The organism is Aurantimonas endophytica (genome assembly GCF_014196845.1).
In the GTDB taxonomy this organism is placed as follows: domain Bacteria; phylum Pseudomonadota; class Alphaproteobacteria; order Rhizobiales; family Rhizobiaceae; genus Aurantimonas; species Aurantimonas endophytica.
In genome coordinates, this window is the sequence record NZ_JACIEM010000007.1 from 123,670 (window position 1) to 141,648 (window position 17,979).

The 17,979-nt window shown below is 61.9% G+C and carries 15 protein-coding genes; 7 read left to right on the forward strand and 8 right to left on the reverse strand.

Translation table 11 applies throughout. From position 1 onward, the window contains the following. Nucleotides 1-45 precede the first annotated feature (45 nt). From GGR03_RS23310 to GGR03_RS23345, 8 genes are all read right to left on the reverse strand, one after another. On the reverse strand, nucleotides 46-1,032 hold the full coding sequence (locus tag GGR03_RS23310; RefSeq protein ID WP_183211223.1) for a VWA domain-containing protein: 987 nt from the start codon (nucleotides 1,030-1,032) through the stop codon (nucleotides 46-48). Beyond that, a complete protein-coding gene (locus tag GGR03_RS23315; RefSeq protein ID WP_183211224.1) occupies nucleotides 1,029-1,502 on the reverse strand; it encodes a DUF4381 domain-containing protein in 474 nt (157 codons plus the stop codon). Before GGR03_RS23315 ends, GGR03_RS23310 begins: the two co-directional genes overlap by 4 nt. After that, nucleotides 1,499-2,485, reverse strand: coding sequence for a DUF58 domain-containing protein (locus GGR03_RS23320; RefSeq protein WP_183211225.1), 987 nt, complete (start codon nucleotides 2,483-2,485; stop codon nucleotides 1,499-1,501). Before GGR03_RS23320 ends, GGR03_RS23315 begins: the two co-directional genes overlap by 4 nt. An 8-nt stretch (nucleotides 2,486-2,493) precedes the next feature. Then, on the reverse strand, nucleotides 2,494-3,498 hold the full coding sequence (locus GGR03_RS23325) for an AAA family ATPase (protein ID WP_183211226.1): 1,005 nt from the start codon (nucleotides 3,496-3,498) through the stop codon (nucleotides 2,494-2,496). A 284-nt stretch (nucleotides 3,499-3,782) separates the two neighbouring features. Next, nucleotides 3,783-5,435 carry an arylsulfatase gene (locus tag GGR03_RS23330; protein ID WP_246368450.1) on the reverse strand — a complete coding sequence of 551 codons (1,653 nt, stop codon included), beginning with the start codon at nucleotides 5,433-5,435 and terminating at the stop codon, nucleotides 3,783-3,785. Between the two features lie 418 nt (nucleotides 5,436-5,853). Continuing rightward, nucleotides 5,854-6,837, reverse strand: coding sequence for a formylglycine-generating enzyme family protein (locus GGR03_RS23335; RefSeq protein ID WP_183211353.1), 984 nt, complete (start codon nucleotides 6,835-6,837; stop codon nucleotides 5,854-5,856). A 190-nt stretch (nucleotides 6,838-7,027) separates the two neighbouring features. Then, nucleotides 7,028-7,660, reverse strand: a complete 633-nt coding sequence (locus GGR03_RS23340) for a response regulator (RefSeq protein WP_183211227.1) — start codon at nucleotides 7,658-7,660, stop codon at nucleotides 7,028-7,030. A gap of 33 nt (nucleotides 7,661-7,693) precedes the next feature. Then, on the reverse strand, nucleotides 7,694-9,754 hold the full coding sequence (locus GGR03_RS23345) for a sensor histidine kinase (RefSeq protein ID WP_252920363.1): 2,061 nt from the start codon (nucleotides 9,752-9,754) through the stop codon (nucleotides 7,694-7,696). A 610-nt stretch (nucleotides 9,755-10,364) separates the two neighbouring features. On the opposite strand from GGR03_RS23345, the gene GGR03_RS23350 reads away from it, so the two are divergent. From GGR03_RS23350 to GGR03_RS23375, 7 genes are all read left to right on the forward strand, one after another. Further along, nucleotides 10,365-12,350, forward strand: a complete 1,986-nt coding sequence (locus GGR03_RS23350) for an alkyl/aryl-sulfatase (RefSeq protein ID WP_183211229.1) — start codon at nucleotides 10,365-10,367, stop codon at nucleotides 12,348-12,350. A gap of 178 nt (nucleotides 12,351-12,528) precedes the next feature. Then, nucleotides 12,529-13,422 carry a hypothetical protein gene (locus tag GGR03_RS23355; RefSeq protein ID WP_183211230.1) on the forward strand — a complete coding sequence of 298 codons (894 nt, stop codon included), beginning with the start codon at nucleotides 12,529-12,531 and terminating at the stop codon, nucleotides 13,420-13,422. Nucleotides 13,423-13,712: 290 nt separating this feature from the next. Beyond that, complete coding sequence (locus GGR03_RS23360; RefSeq protein ID WP_246368451.1) at nucleotides 13,713-14,534, forward strand: DUF2092 domain-containing protein; 822 nt, start codon at nucleotides 13,713-13,715, stop codon at nucleotides 14,532-14,534. Then, complete coding sequence (locus GGR03_RS24545; RefSeq protein ID WP_425486741.1) at nucleotides 14,531-14,875, forward strand: hypothetical protein; 345 nt, start codon at nucleotides 14,531-14,533, stop codon at nucleotides 14,873-14,875. Before GGR03_RS23360 ends, GGR03_RS24545 begins: the two co-directional genes overlap by 4 nt. Continuing rightward, complete coding sequence (locus GGR03_RS23365) at nucleotides 14,772-15,059, forward strand: hypothetical protein (RefSeq protein WP_183211231.1); 288 nt, start codon at nucleotides 14,772-14,774, stop codon at nucleotides 15,057-15,059. Before GGR03_RS24545 ends, GGR03_RS23365 begins: the two co-directional genes overlap by 104 nt. Before the next feature lie 66 nt (nucleotides 15,060-15,125). Continuing rightward, nucleotides 15,126-16,118, forward strand: a complete 993-nt coding sequence (locus GGR03_RS23370) for an HAD family hydrolase (RefSeq protein ID WP_183211232.1) — start codon at nucleotides 15,126-15,128, stop codon at nucleotides 16,116-16,118. 449 nt (nucleotides 16,119-16,567) lie between these two features. Then, nucleotides 16,568-17,974 (forward strand): DUF3300 domain-containing protein, encoded by a 1,407-nt coding sequence (locus tag GGR03_RS23375; protein ID WP_425486751.1) that lies wholly within the window; start codon nucleotides 16,568-16,570, stop codon nucleotides 17,972-17,974. The last annotated feature ends 5 nt before the right edge of the window (nucleotides 17,975-17,979 follow it).

Below are 17,979 nucleotides of genomic sequence, written 5' to 3' on the forward strand. Positions count from 1 at the left end.
CAGGTCGGAGGAAATGGAACGCGTCGAGGAAGAGCTGGATTTCCGTCATGCCCGCAGCCTCCTGCGCGCACTGCCCAGGGAAAGCCATGCAATGGTGATCGTTCCGATCACGCCGGCCGCCGCCAGGGGCAGGAAGGCGAGGGCCTGCCGCGGCCGGTAGGATAGTGTCTCCACCTGGCGCGGCGCGAGTTGGTCGATCCTGTCGTAGACCTGCTGCAGGCCTGCCTCGTTTTCGGCAAAGAAATACGCTCCGCCTGTGCGGCTTGCGATGTCTTTCAGCGTCGCGAGATCGACGCGATTCTCGCCTGAGGCGTTCGGATCGCCAACCCCGATCGTGTAAATTTCAATATCCTGATCATTCGCGATTTCGGCAGCGTTCACGGGGCTCATGCGGCTGCCCGTATCCGTTCCGTCCGAAAGCAGGATCAGGAGCCGCTGTTCGATATTGCTGGCCTCGAAGGTGCGGATCGCCAGGCCGATCGCATCGCCGAGCGCCGTGTGCGGCCCAGCCATGCCCACCTCCGTCTGGCTTAACAGCTCGCTGATGGTCTGGAGGTCTTCCGTCAGCGGGGCCTGCACATAGGCCTTGGAACCGAACACGATGAGCGCCATGCGGTCGCCTTCGCGCCCGGCGATGAAATTTTCGACGACGCCGCGAACTCCCTCCAGCCGCTGCTTTTGCGTGCCGTTGGGGGCGATGAAGTCCTTCGCGTCCATCGAGCCCGATATGTCTATGGCGAGAATGACGTCCCTCGCGGATTTGTTGATTTCGACCGGCTCGCCCAAGCGCTCCGGCCGGGCCAGGGCGAGGACCAGCAGTGCCCACACCAATATGGCCGCAGCCATCTGCAGGCGCGTTCGCGACAGAACGACTGCGCCCTCGCCCGGCCTGAAGCCGGCGGTCTCGACGATCTGCCTGAAGAAGGGGAAGCGCAGCGCCGGCACACGCTCGCGATGCGGCGGAAACAACAGCCATAGGAGAAGCGGCAGTGGCAGTAGAAGCAGCGCCCAGGGAAAAGCCAGCGTGATCATGGCATCTTCTCCGGCCGGTGCCGAACGATCCAGTCTTTCGCGACTGCGTAGAGCGCCGGCTCGCGTTGCGTGGCTCGATACGGAGCGGCCGCCACCAACCGCCCGGACCCTTCCGAAAAGTCTTTCCTGGAAACCTGCGCGTCCAGAAAATACAGCCAGTCGTCGCCGGCAAGCCCCGCGACCTCGCTCCGCGGATAGGCGGCGAGCGCGGTGCGCCGGAGGATTGCAGCGATCGCTGCGGGGTCATTCCTCGCCGCTTCCAGTTCCTTGATCGCATACCGGCGATAGGCGTTGGCGCGGTAACGGCGCCGCATGTGAATCGCGACGAAAATGCAGACTGCCAGGAGGATCAGCGCCAGCACCGCCCAGCCCCAGGTCTGCGGCATCATCGAGACTGGCGGCGGCTCCGATGGCTCGACCAGCCGATCGAGCAGATCGAGCAGCGTGACGGGTTGAGACTCGCCATTCATCGCCTTCGCCCGGGCAGGCCCATCAGCCGCCGCATCTGCTCGACGCTGTCTTGGGCCGTCGTCAGCGGCAGCACCGGCACCCCGAGTTGCCGCTGCCAATTGAGGATCTCGGCCAGCCGGCCCTGCGCCATATCCTTGAGCCGGCGGTGCACCGTCTTGTCGGCGGTGTCGATTTCTGCCTGCAGCATGCCGTCCGAGACGACCACTTTCACGCCCGACGGCATCTCTTCGACATACGGGTCGGAGACGAGCACGATCACCAGGTCGTTATGTTGCGACAAGCCGGTGACCAGAAGACGCGTGGTCTCGTCGACCTGATCGAAATCGCTGAACAGCAGCACCAGGTGATTGCGTGGCGCGATCCGCGCCACCGATTGCAGAACCTGGTTCATCGATATCGGCGTCACCGCAGGCTGGTTGGCGTTCAGCAACCCATTGGCGTCGCTCAGTGCCGTCAGGAAGACCGTCAGCGACTTGCGGCTGCGCCCGGGCCGGATCTCGGCAATCGCCGTGTCGCCGAATACGATTCCTCCCACCCGGTCGCCCTGGTCGAAGATGCGGAAGGCGGCAAGCGCGGCGCATTCGGCGGCGGTCACCGATTTCATGTTCAGGACCGACCCAAAGAACATCGACATGCGTTGATCAACCACGATCAGGGCCGGACGGTCGCGCTCCTCCGTGTATACGCGGACGTGGGGCTTGCCGGTGCGGGCCGTCACTTTCCAGTCGATGGTGCGGACATCGTCGCCTGGAAGGTAGCCGCGCAATTCCTCGAAATTCAGTCCCCGTCCGCGCAGCCGCGAGGCATGCCGGCCGTTGAGCACGCTGCGCGCGGGCTGGCGCGGCAGAAAGTCGATCCGGCGAGCACGCGCCTCCAGCGCCCGCAGATGTGCGAGATCGACATGGATGCGCGCATCCTCGACCTCAGTCGCGCCTGCCGGGCGTACGGTGCCTGCGCGTATTCGTGCCGGCCTGTCGTGCATGTTTCAGCTCAGGTTAGTGCGACTTGCTTGAGCAACTCGCTGACCACTTTATTCGGGGTGACGCCTTCGCCCTGCGCCTCGAATGTAAGACCCAACCGATGGCGAAGGACATCGGGTGCAATGGCGCGCACATCCTCGGGATCGACATAGTCGCGACCGGCCAGCCATGCATGGGTGCGACCGCATTTGTCGAGCGCGAGCGAGGCGCGAGGGCTAGCGCCGATCTCGATCCAGCGCGCCAAGTCTTCGCCAAATTTGGAGGGAATGCGCGTGGCGTTCACCAAATCCGCCATGTAGCGTTCGATCGCTTCGGACGCGTGGATCGCGCCAATCTCGCGCCGTGCCGCGAAGACGGCATCCTGCGGAATGGCGGACGGAGTTTCGGAAACCGTCTTTGTCTGCTGCACCTCCATCGCGGCGATCTCCTCGCCGCGTACAAGACGGATCACCTCCACCTCGTCTTCAACTGGCGGATAGGTGATGAGCACATGCATGAGGAAGCGGTCCATCTGCGCCTCCGGCAGCGGATAGGTGCCTTCCTGCTCAATCGGATTCTGCGTCGCCATCACCATGAACAGCGGCTCCATGGTGTGGGTATTGCCCGCCACTGTGACCTGACGTTCCTCCATCGCCTCGAGAAGCGCCGCCTGCACCTTTGCCGGTGCGCGGTTGATCTCGTCCGCTAGCACGATGTTGGCGAAGATAGGGCCCGGTTCGAAGCGGAACTCGGCCTTATCGCCTGACTGGTGGTAAACCTCAGTGCCCGTCACGTCCGACGGAAGAAGGTCGGGTGTGAACTGGATGCGGCTGAATTTGGCTTCTAGATTGTGCGCGAGCGCCTTAATAGCCCGGGTCTTGGCAAGGCCCGGAAGGCCCTCTACCAGCAGATTGCCGTTAGCCAGCAGCCCAATCAGCAGCCGGTCGATCACCTCCCGCTGACCGATAATGGCGTGCCCCATACGAGTACTGAGGTCCTTAATCTGCTCCCGCGCGTCTGTTACTTGCCCGACCATATATGGCTCCAACCTTTGGCCAATTCGACGAGCAGCCAACCGAGCATTTCTGCCTCATCCTGATCCATTAACAGGATGCCGAAAATGGCTGCCGGAGCTATTGGAGAATTCGTGCTCGGCTTCGATGTGAGGCACGATCAGGGGGAAGCATGATCCCTCGCCGGATGTCGACCACCCGAGCATTTCATGATCGTCGCTCTATACCTACGGGCAGCTCGCGAGCTGTACCGGTTCAAATGCCCGCGGGGAGGCAGTCCCCCCGCGGGAGCCAGGCTGGTAGATTCTCACTGCCCGTGAAAGCTACTAAAGCTGTTCTCGAGCTGCTCCTGAATCTGGTCGACCGTGAAGCTTGCCGCCCGCTGTGACGGCGGATACTCTCCGAAGGTCGATAGGAACTGCGCAACCTGAGCTTGCGCTGGGACGACTAGGAAAGCGTGCTCGAACACCCAGTCCCAATAGGTGTTAGATGTTATGTCGGCCACCTCGTACGGATCGGCGCGCAGGTCGAACATCTTCGGAATACGAAGGTTGGTGAAGGGCTCGGCCCAAATCTGCAGCGTACCTCTCGCGCGCTGCTCGGCGAAAACGAGCTTCCAGTTCTCGTACCGCATCGCGACGAGAGCACCGTCATCGTTGAAGTAGAAGAACTCGTTGCGCGCGGACTCGTCGGTTTCACCGGTCAGATACGGCAACTGGTTGTAGCCGTCGAGATGGACCTTATAGTCACGACCGTCGATTGTGGTGCCTTCGAGCAGCCGGTCTTTGATGTCCTCGTCGCCGGCGGCCGTCAGGAGCGTCGGGAACCAGTCGAGGCCGGAGAAGATGCCGTTTCTGACCGTTCCGGGCTCGATGCGTCCCGGCCAGCGGATCATGGCGGGCACGCGGAAGGCGCCTTCCCAGTTCGTGTTCTTTTCGCTGCGGAATGGGGAGGTTCCGGCATCGGGCCACGTGTTCTTGTGCGGGCCGTTGTCGGTCGTGTAGATCACGATCGTATTGTCCGCGACGCCCATCTCGTCAAGCGAACCGAGCACCTCTCCGATCAGCGCGTCGTGCTCGATCATACCGTCCGCATACTCAGTCAACGCGGTCAACCCGGGTTCGCTGCGGTTCTCCTCACGCACATGGGTTCGGGCGTGCATCCGCGTCGTGTTGTACCAGACGAAAAACGGCGTGCCCTGGTCCGCCTGGCGCTGCATGAAGTCGGTCGCGGCGGCGGCGGTCTCTTCGTCGACCGTTTCCATCCGCTGCCTGGTCAGCGGCCCGGTATCCTCGATCTCTCCATCGGCGGACGAGCGGATCACCCCGCGCGGGCCGAACTGCTCGCGGAAGGCCGGATCTCTCGGATAGTTGCGGTTCTCGGGCTCCTCCTCGGCGTTGAGGTGATAGAGATTTCCGAAGAACTCGTCGAAACCGTGGTTCGTCGGCAGGAACTCGTCCCTGTCGCCGAGGTGGTTCTTGCCGAACTGGCCGGTGGCATAGCCGAGATCCTTAAGGGCAGACGCTATGGTCACGTCGTCGGCACGCAGCCCCAGATCGGCACCGGGCAGACCGACCTTAGACAGGCCGGTACGCAACGTCGACTGCCCGGTGATGAAAGTCGACCGGCCTGCCGTGCAGCTTTGCTCAGCGTAGTAATCGGTGAATAAAACTCCTTCTTCAGCGATTCTGTTGATATTCGGCGTCTCATAGCCCATCACCCCGAAGCTGAAGGCCGAAACGTTGGTCCGGCCTATATCGTCGCCGAAGATGACCAGAATGTTTGGTTTTTGCTGCTCACCTTCGGCGGCGGGCCGCTGCTGCTGCCCTGGTGTCGCAGGCTGCTGCCCTTCCGGGGCGGGCTGCTCCTGCGTGAGGCCCGAACCGGACATAAAAAGACACATCGTACCCAGCGCAATCGCCGTAGTCCGAAGCGTGGTCGTTAAAGCTGCAGTTTTCATCGATGACTCCCGATTTTCACTCGCAAGGACTCGCGTCTGAAGGCGGGCGGGCCGCCTCCGGAGCGCCTTGCTGCTTTGTACATCGCCGACATTCTTGAATGAATCTTCCATGTTCTCCTGTATCTGGGATCTCCTGGATCTGTCATTGAGAAGCTCGCCGAACGCTGCGGCGCTTGCGCACTTGCTTCGGCTCTCACGGTCATATTGCTAGCCAGGCGTTCCCTGCTGGCCTGTAAGATGTTCGAGAATTTCGTATTCCAGTTCCCTTATCAGTTGGCCGTCGTCCTCCGCTTTCGAATGGTCATTCTGCCAATATTCGAGCGCCCGCGTCGCGACCGCATAGTCTTCGCAAATCGCTCTGTATTCTGGGTCGCGTGCATATCGGCGATTATCCGGGTGGGCGTGACTGTCTCCGCCATCATGCACCGCCATTTGGACGGACCACGCACCGGAAACCGATGTGGCTGGTCGACGTATCGACGGGTTGGGCATGACGCGCGGCAGGACGGTACCGGCGGCAGTAGTTCGGGGCGCACAGGTGGGAGCCGCCCTTCAGGACCCGGCGCGGGATGCGGATCTCCGGCTGGCGCGGGTCGTAGCTCTGGTCCTCGTTTCCGCCGCGAGGATTTTCGGGGATGCAGCAGGCTTTCGGAGCGTCGGCGGGGTGCTTCGGCCTGTACCAGTCCGAGGTCCACTCCCAGACATTGCCGATCATGTCGACGAGGCCGTAGCCGTTGGACGGAAACGCGCCGATCGGCGTTGTGCGCTTGTAGGACTGGAGGGAGAGGTTCCGGTGGGGGAACTCGCCCTGCCAGGTATTGGCCATCTGGCGACCATCCGGCTCAAGCTCGTCACCCCAAGCGAATTCGGCGCCGTCGAAACCGCCACGGGCAGCGAACTCCCATTCGGCCTCCGTCGGCAGGCTGCGGCACGCCCATGCCGCGTAGGCTTCGGCATCGGCAGAGGTCACGTGCACCACGGGGTGGTCGTCCAACCCCTTGATTGATGAGCCCGAGCCGTACGGCTTGCGCCACGTTGCGCCGAAACGGAAGCTCCACCACTGACTCCAGTTGCGAAGGTCGACCGGATGGCCAGGCGGGCTGAAGACGAGCGAACCCGCCTTTAGCATGTGCGGCAGGGCGCCGGGGTACTCACGGGGATCGGGATCGCGCTCGGCGAAGGTGACATGACCCGTCGACTCGACGAAGCGACGGAACTCGCGATTGGTCACAGGCGCCCGGTCGATCCAGAAACCGTTGACCGTCACTCGGTGCACCGGAGACTCCTCGGGATAGTGGCGGTCGGAGCCCATTCGGAAGGTGCCACCGGGAATCCAGACCATGTTCCGACCCTGGACGTCATGTGGGACAGGATCGACATCAATCCGCTGGCTGGGCGTCATGACACTCATGACTTGAGCTCCCCAGATCGCGTTGGCGCGTGAGCTGGCGGATGAGAGGCAAGGACACGAGACCGTTGCATGGACGGCGCCCCTTACGAACGTTTCCGATGCGCCATGATGGACAGGACTCGAATGCGGCTTCTATCGGGGTAGACCCCGAGTTCGCCTCAGGTTCTTGCGACTTTTTCGCCTATACTTCGATCATGCGGTTGCGGATCGCGTAGCGGATCAGATCGGCCGTGTTCCTGGCACCGAGCTTGCGCAAGGCGGAGGCTCGGTGTGTCTCGACCGTTTTGATGCTGATGCGGAGGATCGGGCCGATCTCCTTGTTCGTCCGCCCTTCGCCAATGAGCTGGACGATGGTGCGCTCGCGTGGGGTGAGCGGACTTGCCGCCCTGCTTCGACCGTCCAGGGCGGCATCGAGAAGCGCCCCAGAAACCTTGCCAGAGATGTAGGGCTTGTGCCGGGCCAGTGTTTCGATCGCCTCGAACAGGTGACTGCGGGCATCGGCCTTGAGCAGACACCCCCTTACCCCTGCCTGGAGTGCATCGCGTATCAAGGCATCGTCGTCGTGCATGGTAAATATCAGCACTTCCGCCCGGAGGCGGCGTGCCCGGAGTTGTCTTGCCACCTCGACCCCATTCATAATCGGCATCGCGTAGTCGAGGATGACGACGTCCGGCTGGGTCGCGGTCGCGAGCTCCAGGGCCTCTTGGCCGTTGCGGGCCTCTGCCACTACCGTCCAGTCGCCCCGGGTTTCGATCAGAGCGCGCAGTCCGTCCCGGACAACGTCGTGGTCGTCGGCGATCAGGATTCGGGTCATTGGGCCGCCCCCGTTCTCAAGCGGTAGACGAGACTACCGTGGTGGTTTGTTCCCCGCCATTGGTGCAAACCCTGAGTTCGGTTCAGGCCACTCCTCCGGGAATCGCGATACCTCGCCAACCGGCGGGGCCGACAAGGGCATCGTTGCGCTGACAGTCACGCCCTTCCGACCACCTGTCACCGACAGCTCGCCTCCGAGTTGCCGGACCCGAGCCTGCATGCCGGGAATACCCACACCAAGCTTTGGTCGGGAGGCCGAGGACGACATTTGCGGCAACCCGACTCCGTCGTCCGCTACGCGCAGGCGAAGCATGTTGCCTTCGGTACGGGCGTCGACGGTAATCCGGGTCGCCCGGGCGTGACGGCGGACGTTCGCCAGGCACTCCTGCGTCACCCGGAGAGCCGCCCAGCACACCTGGGCGTCGGCCGCGTCGATGGTCAGATCGATGCGCGCGCGGACCGTCAGTCCTGCCCGGCGCGCGAAGCCATGGACGAAGTCGCGCAGTGTGAGCGCCAGCCCGTCGCGTTGGAGATCGGGGGGATAGAGCAGGAACGACAGCGTCCTGATCTCCCGCTGCGCCTCGTCGATGTTCGTCCCGACACTGCCCAAGGCCGCATCGATGTCGGGGTGCTCGACGGCCAATACGTGTGCGCGGGCCAGGCAAAGTCCCGCAGCAGTGAGATGCTGGGTCGTGGAATCGTGGAGCTCGACGCCAATTCGTTGTCGCTCCTCGACCTGGAGGTGCAGGAGGCGATCGGCGGTCTCGGCGAGATCCCGCTTCGTGATGATGAGATCGGTGATGTCCTCATGGGCAACGACGACATGTACCGCTCCCTCGTGCCTGAACCTCGCCGCCCGCAGCAGGAACCAGCGATCACCGCAGGGATATTGCGTCCCGAACTCCAAACGCTCGCCGGACAGGAGGGCGGAAAGGCCATCGGCGACCAGTAGGGCAGCCTTCTCGTTGGGCCCCGCAGAACGGCAGACATCGACGTAGTTGAGGCCGACGCCGTGTCCGGGCGAGGTGTATTCGTTACGCTTCGCGAAGCTGTGCCATGCCCGATTTACCGAGATTACCGTTCCGCTGGCGTCCAAAATAGCGATATGAGCCGAAAGCGCGTCGAGCGATGCCTTGAGCAGGCCCTTGGCGCGCCGTTCCTCGCCCTTATGAACGAGGAGCTGGCCAGATAAGACGCTGAGTGCAGCCTCGGCCTGGCGCGCCGTGAATACGGTTGCCAATCCTCCGGCTATCATCAACAGGGCCGCGGGCGCTATCATCTGCCAGAGCGCGCCGACCAAGGGTGCCCGGAGATCCGCGAGCGGCATCGCGACGGTCGTTGTCCAATTCGTCGCCCCCGAACGGCGGAATGCAATTAGGACGGGGACACCCCGGTCGTCCACAGCCTCGACCGCTCCTTCGATCGTGCTGGCGGGGCCAGCGTCGGTCAGGTGCGCGACCAGCTCGGCAGGGGCCTCAATGTCGAACCCTTTCTGCCCGTCGCGTTCGGTCGCGATCGGCAGGAACTTGCGGTCGTACAGGCCCTTTGTCCAGCCAACGGGGACCGCTTGGTCGGCCAAGATCTGACTGAGCCGAGCCTGCGAAAGGAATGTCGTGATGAAGCCCGTCATCCGCCCTTCCGCGTCGTCGAGCCGCAGGCTCAGGGCAATGACCGTTTCCCCTTTCACCAAGCCTAGCATGCGGCCGGAGACGCTCCACCGCCGGTCCCGGATCCGGTCGAGTTGCTCCTGATAGTTCGCGAAGTCCGTGTGACGCGGCAGCGTCGTCCCAAACGGACGCAGAGTATTGACGAGTTGCCGCTCGAGATCGTTGAGGTTTAGCCACGAGCCCTCAGGAACAGGCGTTGCCTTGAACTGGTCGTAAACTGCTTTGGCATCGCTCGATAGCAACGCCGGAGACTTCGACAGTCCCTTTAGGAGGTAATTTAGCGCAGCCACTTCCTGATCGAGAGCGAAGGACAGCGCTACTGAAGCTTGGCCGGCACGGTGCCGGATCTCATCTTGCTCCGCAATCACGCGTGAGACCAAGAGGATCGCCGCGAGGACGCAGGCGACGAGGACTATGGCGGTGAACACCAAGGCGACCTGCCCCCCCAAGCGGGGCAGCGAACCCTTAAACGCTCGCCGGGACGATGGGGCGGCGCCCTCCATCATGCAATCGACACCCAGCCGCAGGGCCAACGCAACGGACACTGGGGGCGCGACTGGAACCCACAACATCTCGAACCAGGTTAAACCCTCGCCCGACGCCTGTCGATCACCCGTCCAGACAAGAGTTAATTCTCTTTCAACGCGTTGCATTCGATGCCGCGGCGGGCGGCCGGACTGACCGGCAGTGGTTCGGCGACCCGTTCAGCGCAGGCTCAGGTCTCAGGGTCTACCCGCGCGACCCTCAGGATTTTCCCGACTGGTTTTCCGTTGGGAAGCCGAACGATACTGCCAGGCATAGCCGCCAGGAGAAGCACCCATCTGGCGGATGCGGATCTACCAGGCGCGCCAACGATGCGTAGTCGCCTCCTCCGATACTCGCTTGCGCCCCTTTTACGGCATGGGGCGCCGCGGCCGTAGTCTAGAGCGATCCGCTGCCCTCATGGAACGACGGTCCGGCAAAGCAGACAGACTTCGGCTCCGTCACGAAAGGCTGAGGAACGACGCCAACACGCGAAACGACAGAAGGGAAATTCAAATGCGGAAATCCTATCTCTCCAGCATCTCGGCGATCGCGATTTTGGCTACCGGGCTTGCAAGCCCGGCACTCGGTCAGGATCAGGACGCTCGGAAGGATGCAACCGCGGCAACCACGGCTGCCAACGCGGAACTTCTGAACGAGCTGCCGTTTGACGACACTTCCGATTTCGAAAACGCCAAGCGTGGTTTGATCGCTCCTTTGCCGACCGACATGATTGAGGGGCAGGACGGGAACGCCGTCTGGAATCCGCAGCAATACGACTTCATAACGGAGGGTGGCGAAGCGCCGGACACTGTAAATCCTAGCCTCTGGCGTCAGTCGCAACTGATCAACATCAGCGGTCTCTTCGAGGTAGTGCCGGACGGCATCTACCAAATCCGCAACCTCGATCTGTCGAACATGACAATCCTCGAGGGCGAGGAAGGGATTACCGTGGTCGATCCTCTCGTCTCCGAGGAGACGGCAAGGGTCGCCTTAGAACTCTACTACGAGCATCGAGGCCGGAAGCCGGTGAAGGCGGTGATCTACACCCACAGCCACGTCGACCACTACGGTGGCGTGCGAGGTGTCGTCGACGAAGCCGACGTGGAGTCGGGCGATGTCAAGATTTACGCGCCCGAGGGCTTCCTCGAAGCGGCGGTGGCCGAGAACGTATTCGCTGGCAACGCTATGAGCCGCCGGGCAAGCTACATGTATGGCAACCTGCTGCCCGCTGACGAGAAGGGCCAGGTGGGTGCCGGCCTCGGCACCACTACCTCCGCGGGCACGGTCACGTTGATCCCACCCACGGACATCATCTCGGAGACGGGCCACACTGAGACGATCGACGGCCTTACCTACGAGTTCCTCATGGCGCCGGGCTCAGAGGCGCCCGCGGAGATGCTTTGGTACGTCCGGGAGTACAAAGCGATCGAGGCGGCCGAGGACGTTACGCACACACTGCACAACACGTATTCGTTGCGCGGCGCCAAGATCCGCGAGCCGCTGCCCTGGTCCAAGTACATCAACACCGCGCTGCAAATGTGGGGCGACGAGGCTGAGGTAATCTTCGCACAGCACCACTGGCCGACCTGGGGCAACGAGAACGTCGTCGAACTTATGGAGAGCCAGCGCGATCTCTACCGCTACATCAATGACCAGACGCTTCACATGGTCAACCAAGGAATGACCATGCGGGAGATCGCGGATGCGTTCGAGCTGCCCGAGAGCCTCGCCAACGTCTGGGCGAACCGCGGCTACTACGGCTCAATTTACCACAATGTCGCTGCTACTTACGTCCTTTATCTTGGCTGGTTCTCGGGCAACCCGGCGACCCTCCACGAATTGCCGCCGGAGGAAGCGAGTCAAAAATACGTCGAGTTCATGGGTGGCGCTGATGCGATCATCGAGAAGGCCAAGCAGTCCTATGAACAGGGAGAATATCGCTGGGTGGCACAGGTCCTCAATCACGTCGTCTTCGCCGACCCCGACAACCAGGCAGCTAAGGACCTCGAGGCTGACGCGCTCGAGCAGCTTGGCTACCAGGCCGAGTCGGGGCCGTGGCGGAACTTCTACTTGACCGGGGCCAAGGAGCTGCGAGACGGCGTCGAGGAGCTGCCAACGCCGAACACGGCAAGTCCGGACACGGTTCGCGCTATGACACCGGAAATGTTCTTCGACTATCTGAGCATCCGCCTCGACAGCGGGGCGGCGGCCAATGCCGAGATCACGCTGAACGTCGACCTCGGCAACGAGGGCGGGCAGTACGTCCTCGAGTTGCAGAACGGTGTGCTCAACAACACCGCCGACACGCAAGCCGATGATGCGGACGCGACCTTGACGCTGTCGCGCGACACGCTGAACCGGATGATTCTTGGCGAGGCGACAGCACCGGATCTCGTCAGCTCGGGCGACATTCAGCTCGAGGGCGAAGCCACCAAGCTCGAGGAACTAGTATCCTATCTCGGCACGTTCGAGTTCTGGTTCGGTATCGTAACGCCCTAGGCGTCGCCAGTTGGCCTGCTTCCGCGGCTGTTGCTGCCGGAAGCAGGCCACGAGGCCCACCTGGCACAAAGGATAGCCGGAAGGGAAAAATCCGTCGACCCTTGGGCCGTGTCGGCTTGGATGGGAGCACGCCTCAATCGGATGTGAGAAGCGGCGGACCTGAAACGGGGGAAGTTTGATGCATCATCTTATGCGACGGCTCACCGGAGGATTGGCGATCTACGCCATTATGGCCGTCTCAGGTGTGGCGGCTCTTGCTGCGGACGTACCTACAGTCCCGCCCGCTGACGGCCCGGTGCCCACGGCCTCTTCATGGAGCTTTCGCTTCGTGCCGTATGGCTGGGTCATCGCCATGGACGGTACGCAGACGGTGCGGGGACGTTCGGTGAGCGTTGATGCGAGCTTCATCGACATCCTAGAGAAGAGCGACAGCCTTCTGGCCTTGATGGGCACCTTCGAGGCGCGCCGGGGCCCGCTCGCCTTCTACAGCGACGTGGTCTGGACCAAGATCGGCGTGGAGAGCAGCAATGTCCGCAACCGGGCGCCGGCGCCCGGCGTGGCCGGAGAACTCGGTACGTCCGTCAGCCTCGACATCGAGATGGCCATCGTCGAGGGAGGGGTCGCGTATGAGGTAGCCCGCTCGGGCGGACTGGCACTCGATGTCCTTGGCGGGGCCCGGTATTGGCATCAAGAGGCTGCCGTCTCCTCTGAGATTTCCGCCTCGGTGGATGTCGGGGACCTGGAGCTTTCCGGTTCCCGGGCTTTTGCCCGCTCCGGATCCGTAGACTGGATCGATCCGGTGATCGGCGCCCGCGTGCGCCATGAGGTGGCGCCGGGGCATGAACTCTTCCTGCGCGGGGACATCGGCGGCTTCGGCGTCGGCAGCGACTTCTCCTGGCAGGCTGTCGGCGGCTACGGCTTCGAGTTCGGCACCTATCAGGGAGTAACGTTTTCTGGTGTGCTCGGTTACCGGGCGCTCTCCGTGGACTACTCCGAGGGACAGGGACCGGAGCGGTACGAGTTCGACATGCTCCAGCATGGAACGATCCTGGGCATCAGCGCCCGATTTTGATGCCCGTTCGGACTACAGCCGCATCCGAGGCGGACCCCGATCAGCCACCGAGCAGGACTGCCACCCCTACGCGAGATCGAATGGCTTCTTGCGTTCACTCAAGGGCGAAACTGAAACCCGAGCGGAGCGGCACAGGCGGCAACCGCGATTAGTACTGGAAACGCCGCTGGAACAGGGCGCCACCACTAGGCGTCGATTCGGTAGGCGGGGCAGTCTAGGTCGACGGAGACTACGCAAGTCGGCATCTCGGATCCGCCGGCCAATAAGACATCGGCACAGGAGACAACGAGATGATGGATGTTACCAACGTTTCGACAGTGGTCAGACAGACGTGGCGAGGCATCATGACGGCCTTCAACACGGCAACAATAGCCTCGTTCTTTGTCTTGGTGGGCCTCTCCAGCGCAGCGAGGGCAGAGGATGGCCGTGCGTTGCTGAGAGATATGTCCGATTATATGGCGGATCAGCAGGCCTTCTCCTTCACCTACCGATCCAGCATCGGTGTCGTCACCGAGGATTTCCAGAAGCTTCAATTCGTTAGCTCGGGAGCAGTGACCGTCAACCGTCCCGACAAGCTTTGCGCCACTCGTACGGGAGGCTTCGCGGACATCGAGCTTCTCTTCGATGGCCGCACGTTGACCGTAGTCGGTAAGAATCTTGAGGCTTATGCGCAGTTCGAGGCCGAAGGTACATTGGACGACACGCTTGACCTCCTTTACAATGCTGGCGCAAACGCGCCCGGCGCCGACATTGTCTCTTCCGACATTTACAGTCTGCTGATGAAGGATGCGTCTGGCGTAGAGCACGTGGCAAGCGCGAACGTTGGCGGCATCCCATGCGAGTACCTGACCATTCGCAAGAGTGACGTGGGCCTTCAAATCTGGATCGAAGTGGGGGAACGGCCGATACCGCGCCGCTATGTGATCACCTCAAAGCACGTTTCCCAAGCTCCCGAGTACATCCTGGAGATCGACGAGTTCGGTTCGGGCACGTTGCTTGAAGCGGCCGAGTTCCGTTTTGAAGCAAACGAAGGAATGCGGAAGGTCGATATGAGCGCGCTGGTGGCGATAGACGGATTGCCCAACCCATCGGAAGCCGGAGACATTGAATGAGCAAGCTGAGAAGGTGCCTATTTCTGCCACTTGCGTTCATGTTCGGGCTCGGCGATTTGGAGATCGATCGTAGTACTTCAGCCGGAATTGACGTGGCTATCGGCACGCCCGCCCAAGCCCGTATCGGGCGGCCGCTTACGCCGCTCTCGTACGCGGGTGTAGCTCGCCGGACAGCCCGTCGAACCATACGGCGTCAAACGGCTCTGCCTGCTGGGTGTATCTACGGACCATATCGCGGTGGTTACTACTATAACTGCGGCGGCGATTATTACATTAAAAACGGCGGACTTTACGTTCAAGTGTTCGTTGATTGGCCTGGGCGGAAAGAGGAATCCGAATAGCGGGAATGACCTGCATAGTTTATCCCCTCATGAGCCGACGGCCCTGCTTCTTGAGTTGCTGCGCCAACTGATCAAGGAAGGCTATTCGGGTCAAATTACATTGAGCCAGTTCCAGCGGTTCCAAGATGTCCGCGACCAACTGGAGAAGGACGGGTTCAAGTTCGGGCTGCCGTCAGGCAATTGAAGCATCGGTCGCAGACCGCCAGAGGCACAACCGGCGGCCTGCGAATCCCAGCAACGGAGAAGAGCCATGTTCGACATCGGACGCACTATCGCCAAACTTGCAGCCGCGGGCGCTCTGATGCTCGCGTTGGCGTTTTCAGCAACTGCGCAGGATCTGCTATCCTGGAATGAGGGGACGGCCAAGAAGAGTATCGTGGATTTCGTCACCGCTGTGACGACCGACGGAGGCGCCGACTATGTCGAGCCGGCCAACCGCATCGCCGTTTTCGACAATGACGGCACGCTGTGGAGCGAGCAGCCGATGTATGTGCAACTCGCCTTCGCACTGGACCGAGTAAAGACCCTCGCTCCCGACCATCCCGAATGGAAGGAAACCGAGCCGTTCAAGTCGGTACTCGCCGGAGACATGAAGGGCGTGGCCGCATTCGGCATCAAGGGCCTGGTCGAGATCGTCGCCGCCACGCATTCGGGCATGACCAGCGACGAGTTCACCGCTATCGCCAAGGATTGGATCGCGTCCGCGACGCACCCGACGACCGGCAAGCCCTATACGTCGATGATCTATCAGCCAATGCGGGAACTCATCGACTATCTCAAGGCGAACGATTTCCGGGTTTTCATAGTGTCCGGCGGCGGCATAGAGTTCATGCGGCCCTGGACGGAAGTTACATACGCCATCCCTCCCGAGAACGTCGTCGGCTCGTCCATCAAGACTAAATACGAGATGCATGATGGCAAGCCGGCCGTCGTGCGGCTCCCGGAGATCGAGTTCATCGATGACGGCGCAGGCAAACCTGTCGGCATTCAGAAATTCATCGGCAAGCGCCCCATCGCGGCCTTCGGCAATTCGGACGGCGACTTCCAGATGCTGGAGTGGACAACCGGCGGAGAAGGCCGCCGCTTCGGGCTGATCGTTCACCATGACGATGCCGACCGCGACGTCGCCTACGACCGCGATTCGACGTTCGGCAAGCTCGACAGGGGCCTCGACGACGGCCCAAGGCAGGGCTGGACCATCGTCAGCATGAAGAACGACTGGAAGCAGGTGTTTCCGGAGTAGGGCGTGGAATAAGGCTTGAATGCAGGAAAGTTGCGCTGACGTCGTTGCGGTTGTCGTGCCGGCGAACGACCAGATGTGGTTGGCCAGCCGCCGCCGCTCGATATTCTGGCGAGGATGCCGGAGGGAAAGGAGATCTATGGAGATTTGAAAAATTCATACGAAGAAACCTATCTCTCGACGAAAGTCGAACCTTTGTGTGTAGTGGAATTGGCGCGCAAAATCGCAGTACGGTATTGAGAAATCGTGATGTGGCGGCGATGTATCGCTGTGCGTGTCCAATAGTTTACCGCGGGGATGAAGTTACCCGCTGATTGTTTTAAATTTATTCAGAACCTCGGGGAGGTTGTTTAGGATCAGCGTGGACCGCAGAGGAGGCAACGATGGCAAAGCAGATCCGGGCGCATCGAAAGTCCCGCGTACACTCAGCAGTTGAAATGAGGGCGACCACAATGAGGAATCGAAGGTTTGTTTCGGCCGGTGCCATGGCCATCGCCATCCTCCTGGCAGCCAATGGCTCCGACATGACCACGATCGCTCAGGAGCAGACGGCTGCCGCCGACCCGGGCGCGGCTGCTGCGCAGGCGCCGGAGCCGCTGAGCGCCGACGAATTAGAAGTGCTGGTGGCGCGCATCGCGCTCTATCCGGACGAACTGATCGCGTTGATCTCGAGTGCCTCGCTCTATCCGCTGCAGATCGTGGAGGCGGCGCGTTTCCTTGACGAACATGCCAAGGATAGCAGCCTGCAGGCCAAGGAGAGCTGGGACGGCAGCGTGATCTCGCTGCTTAACTATCCCGAGATAGTGAAGATGATGAGCGTTGATCTCGACTGGACGCAGGCGCTCGCCGATGTGCTCGCCTACCAGCAGAAGGACGTGCTCATCGCCATCCAGCAACTGCGCGAGGAGGCGGTGGCCAAGGGCATCATCAAGACTGACGACAAGGTCAAGGTGGAGAATTCGGGCGGTAACATCATCATCCAGCCGGCGAGCCCGGAGACGGTTTATGTACCACGCTACGAGCCGCAGATGCTGTACGAGCCGAACTATGTTGCGGCGCCGATCGCCTACTATCCCGACCCCTATCCCACCTATTGGTATCCGACAGCGCCCTTCTTCGCCGCGGCGGTCACCGGCGTGGTGTGGGCGGCCGCGGTCGACTGGGACGATTGGGACTTGTGGGGCGGCCACTGGGACGGCGGCGATATCGACGTTGACTGCAACAATTGCTTCAACAACCGCTATTTCGATGGCAATATCAACTTCAACGACGTCGACTGGAAGAATGTCGACCGCTCGAAGCTTAACTTCGACCGCGACCAGTTCGCCAAGTTCGACCGCACCAACATCAAGAACCGGGTCGCGACCAACCGCGCCAATTCCATCGGCAACCGGGCGAGCGAGATCAAGCGCGACCGTACCTCGAATTTGTCAAACCTGACGGTCAAAGCCCACGATATACGCAAGAGCACGCTGGACGGCCTCAAGAAGCCGGGGGGCGCACAGGCAAGGGCTCGTCCGAACGTCCAGCGGCCGGCGGCGCGCCCGAATGTCCCACGGCCGACGGCGCGCCCGGACGGGAACCGGCGCGAGGCTTCGCGTCCGAATGTGCAACGGCCCGCCAACGTCCACCGCCCGGCCGGCAAGCCGAAAATGGCGCACAAGGTCGACCACAGGCCGAAACACCACGGGGCGCTGGGTCACCCGCATCGCGGCAAGGTAACGAAGGTGCATTCCAACCGCGGTCACCATGCTATGGGCGGCGGTCATCGCGGCGGTGGAAGAGCCGTTCACCATGCCGGGGGCAGACGAACCATGCATCATGGCGGCGGACATCGCGGCGGCGGCCGCAGGCGTTGAAATCG

Bases quoted from the DNA above. Each gene is read 5' to 3' on its own strand.
- GGR03_RS23310 (WP_183211223.1), bottom strand. From the start codon at position 1,032: ATGATCACGCTGGCTTTTCCCTGGGCGCTGCTTCTACTGCCACTGCCG.
- GGR03_RS23315 (WP_183211224.1), bottom strand. From the start codon at position 1,502: ATGAATGGCGAGTCTCAACCCGTCACGCTGCTCGATCTGCTCGATCGG.
- GGR03_RS23320 (WP_183211225.1), bottom strand. From the start codon at position 2,485: ATGCACGACAGGCCGGCACGAATACGCGCAGGCACCGTACGCCCGGCA.
- GGR03_RS23325 (WP_183211226.1), bottom strand. From the start codon at position 3,498: ATGGTCGGGCAAGTAACAGACGCGCGGGAGCAGATTAAGGACCTCAGT.
- GGR03_RS23330 (WP_246368450.1), bottom strand. From the start codon at position 5,435: ATGAAAACTGCAGCTTTAACGACCACGCTTCGGACTACGGCGATTGCG.
- GGR03_RS23335 (WP_183211353.1), bottom strand. From the start codon at position 6,837: ATGACGCCCAGCCAGCGGATTGATGTCGATCCTGTCCCACATGACGTC.
- GGR03_RS23340 (WP_183211227.1), bottom strand. From the start codon at position 7,660: ATGACCCGAATCCTGATCGCCGACGACCACGACGTTGTCCGGGACGGA.
- GGR03_RS23350 (WP_183211229.1), top strand. From the start codon at position 10,365: ATGCGGAAATCCTATCTCTCCAGCATCTCGGCGATCGCGATTTTGGCT.
- GGR03_RS23355 (WP_183211230.1), top strand. From the start codon at position 12,529: ATGCATCATCTTATGCGACGGCTCACCGGAGGATTGGCGATCTACGCC.
- GGR03_RS23360 (WP_246368451.1), top strand. From the start codon at position 13,713: ATGATGGATGTTACCAACGTTTCGACAGTGGTCAGACAGACGTGGCGA.
- GGR03_RS24545 (WP_425486741.1), top strand. From the start codon at position 14,531: ATGAGCAAGCTGAGAAGGTGCCTATTTCTGCCACTTGCGTTCATGTTC.
- GGR03_RS23370 (WP_183211232.1), top strand. From the start codon at position 15,126: ATGTTCGACATCGGACGCACTATCGCCAAACTTGCAGCCGCGGGCGCT.
- GGR03_RS23375 (WP_425486751.1), top strand. From the start codon at position 16,568: ATGAGGAATCGAAGGTTTGTTTCGGCCGGTGCCATGGCCATCGCCATC.